Genomic DNA, 3,069 nt, shown 5'->3' with positions numbered 1-3,069 from the left:
TCTCGACGCCGTTCAGAACGGCACGACGGAATGCGGCTACACCCTGTCGAGCTATTACATCGGCAAGGATCCGACCTTCATGTTCGAGACCTCCGTGCCGTGGGGCATGAATGTGCGTCACCACAATGCGTGGATGCACTTCGGCGGCGGCTTGCCGCTCGTGCGCGAATTCCTAAAGGATTACAACGTCCAGACTTTCCCGGCCGGTCAGACTGGCGCCCAGATGGGCGGTTGGTTCCGCAAAGAGGTGACCTCGCTGGAGGATCTCAAGGGCCTGAAGTTCCGCATCGCCGGCATGGGCGGCCAGATCATGGCGAAACTCGGCGTCGTGCCACAGGTACTGGCCGGTGGCGACATCTATCCGGCCTTGGAACGCGGCACGCTCGACGCCGTCGAATTCTCCGGCCCCTACGACGACGAGAAGCTCGGCTTCGTGAAGGTCGCGAAGTATTATTACTATCCCGGCTTCTGGGAAGGATCGGCGCAGCCCTCGCTCTACATCAATCTCGAGAAGTGGAATTCCCTTCCCCCGGCCTATCAGGCCATCCTGGAAGCGGCTTGCGCGGAAGCGAATGCCATGTGCGTGATGAAATACGACGCCGAAAACGCCGAGGCGATCCGTCGCCTCGTCGCCCAAGGAGCGCAGCTTCGCGCGTTCCCGAAAGACGTGATGGAAGCGAGCTACAAGACGGCTTTCGCCCACTACAACGAGATCGCCGCGACCAATCCGAAGTTCAAGAAGATCTACGACCACTGGAATGCGTTCCGTGAGAAAGAGAACACCTGGTTCCGTATCGCGGAACTGCCCTTCGATATCTTCACATCGACRCAGGCCCAGCAAAGGCCCTGATATCGCTCGCTGATTTTTGATCCCGAGGGGCGGCGCAGCAACCGATGCGCCGCCCCTTTCGCAATAGGCAGGGATCAACAGCTTCGCCACGGCGTTGTCTATGCGAGAAGGAGCGTGTGACCGCGCTCCGAAACGGCGGAGAGTTTTATGAAGGAAAAGCATCAGAAGCAGGACGTCGCCCAGAAGAAGGGTGGCGAGAGCGACAAGAAACTGAAGGAAAACACGAAGGAGAGCCTCGATCGGAAGCTCGACGAGGGTGTCGAGGAATCCTTCCCCGCGAGTGATCCGGTTTCCGTTAAGATCACGAAGTAATTTTCACGCGTTTTCGCGTCGCTCCAGGCTCCCGGCCTGGAGCGTTTTCTTTTACGCGCGGCTCGCGACGGCAACTCCGATCGCGGCGCACCCCATGCCGATCATTTGCACGAGGCTGAGCGTCTCGCCAAAGATCACGTAGGCCATGATCGCCGACACCGGCGGCACCAGATAGAGCAGGGTCGCCACCCCGACTACGGCGCCGTGACGGATGAGATAAAGAAGCAATCCGATCGCTCCGATCGACAGGCCGAGCACCGCCCAGGCCAGCGCGATCCAGACGGGCAGCACGAAGACGATGTCACCGTTTTCGCTCAAGAGGATCATGGGGATAGTGACGGCAGCGGCACCCAGATACTGCATCACCACGTTGACGCGCAGATCGACTTGGGCGGCCGTGCGTTTCTGCCAGATGGTACCGAGCGTGATCGAAAGCATCCCGAGGAACGAAACGAGGAGGGGTACCGCCGGAACGCCGCCACCGAGCTTCGGAAACACGACCAGCGCCGCACCGATGAAGCCGATTGCAATGCCGAGCCAGCGTCGTCGGGACACGTGCTCCCCGAGCACCGGTCCCGCGAGGAGGCCGGTGACCAGGGGCTGCAGACCGGCGACGAGAGCGGCGATTCCCGCAGGCAGCCCATGCTTGATGCTCCAGAACACGGCGCCGAGATAGAAGCCGTGCAGAAGGATGCCCGCGACGACACCGTCTCGCCATTCACGCCCTGTGCGGGGCCAAGGGGCTCGGACCGCGATCACGATGGCGACGAGGACGAGAAGTGCCAGGACGTAGCGCACGAAGAGAAACGTCAGCGGCTCGGCATAGGGCGCAACGGTCCGCGCGACGATGAAGCCGGTCGCCCAGATGACGACGAAGAGCGGCGGCGCGAGGCGGGCGAGAAGCGAAGGAGGCATCAAAAGGAACCAGGCCTATCATCCAGGAGTATGGGGCATAGCCCATTCCGTCCGCCTTCCCAACCGCCGCGGCGGCAGGGCTGACCAGCCGCTGAAGAATATATTTACCCGAATGGCTGCAGAAGGATGCGTAAGCCGAGTTGTCCATTCGACTTGCCTAACGCCGGCCTCGCGCCATTTCAGCGCGTCGGAGATCCTGCTTGAAGCGTTTGCGGACCATTTTCGAAGTTCTCGGGATCGCCCTCCACCGGTTCATCATGCATGACGCCTGGGCGATCGCGAGCCACATCGCCTTGTCCGTGCTGACCTCGCTGTTTCCCTTCCTGATCCTGTTGACGGCCCTGGCCTCGCTCTTCGGCACGGGCTCCCTCGCGGACGAAGCGGCCGACATCATCCTGGAGGCTTGGCCCCGGGAGGTCTCCGAACCGATCGCGCGCGAAGTCCATCGCATCCTGACCGGCCGGCGCAGCGACGTGCTGACCCTCGGCCTCGTTCTATCCCTTTACTTTGCCTCGAGCGGCGTCGAGAGCCTGCGCGTGGGGCTCAACCGGGCTTACGGCGTGCGCGAGACCCGGCCCTGGTGGCTGACGCGCCTCGAATCGATCGCCTTCGTCGTCGGTGGCGCCTTCGTGATCCTGGCTCTCGCCTTCCTGGTCGTGCTCGGGCCTTTCCTCTGGCGCGCCGCCATTCGTGCCTTCCCGACGTTGCGGACTTTCGGCGACGTGGCGGATCTCTTGCGCATCGGCGTCGCGACCCTGGTGATCATCGTCGGCCTGTTCGGCGCTCACAAGCTCGTCCCGGCGGGACGACGGACATTCCTCTCCGTCCTGCCGGGCGTCATCGTCACGCTGGCGCTATGGCTTCTCGGCGGTTTCGGTTTCGGGTGGTACCTCGAGTTCTATCCAGGCTCCTACGCCTCGACCTACGGCGGTCTCGCGACGGCGATGGTGGCGCTGATCTTTCTCTACACGCTCGGCGCGATCTTTCTGTTC

Annotated in this window: 4 protein-coding genes; 3 read left to right on the top strand and 1 reads right to left on the bottom strand. The window is 62.5% G+C overall.

Annotation, left to right across the window (positions count from 1 at the left end):
* Together AC1DT3_RS16465 and AC1DT3_RS16460 are read left to right on the top strand one after the other, a co-directional pair.
* On the top strand, window positions 1-850 hold an 850-nt coding region (locus AC1DT3_RS16465; protein ID WP_477466319.1), incomplete at its 5' end, for a TRAP transporter substrate-binding protein.
* Window positions 851-997: 147 nt separating this feature from the next.
* Window positions 998-1,162 carry a hypothetical protein gene (locus AC1DT3_RS16460; RefSeq protein WP_477466318.1) on the top strand — a complete coding sequence of 55 codons (165 nt, stop codon included), beginning with the start codon at window positions 998-1,000 and terminating at the stop codon, window positions 1,160-1,162.
* 51 nt (window positions 1,163-1,213) lie between these two features.
* On the opposite strand, the gene AC1DT3_RS16455 is transcribed toward AC1DT3_RS16460, so the two are convergent.
* On the bottom strand, window positions 1,214-2,077 hold the full coding sequence (locus tag AC1DT3_RS16455; RefSeq protein ID WP_477466317.1) for a DMT family transporter: 864 nt from the start codon (window positions 2,075-2,077) through the stop codon (window positions 1,214-1,216).
* A 200-nt stretch (window positions 2,078-2,277) separates the two neighbouring features.
* Here AC1DT3_RS16455 and AC1DT3_RS16450 point away from each other — a divergent pair.
* A partial coding sequence (locus AC1DT3_RS16450; RefSeq protein WP_477466316.1) for a YihY/virulence factor BrkB family protein occupies window positions 2,278-3,069 on the top strand: 792 nt, incomplete at its 3' end.

This window comes from Microvirga sp. P4_G7 (genome assembly GCF_056401005.1).
The sequence above is the reverse complement of the archived record's forward strand: the minus strand, read 5'-3'. Positions and strand labels throughout refer to the sequence as shown.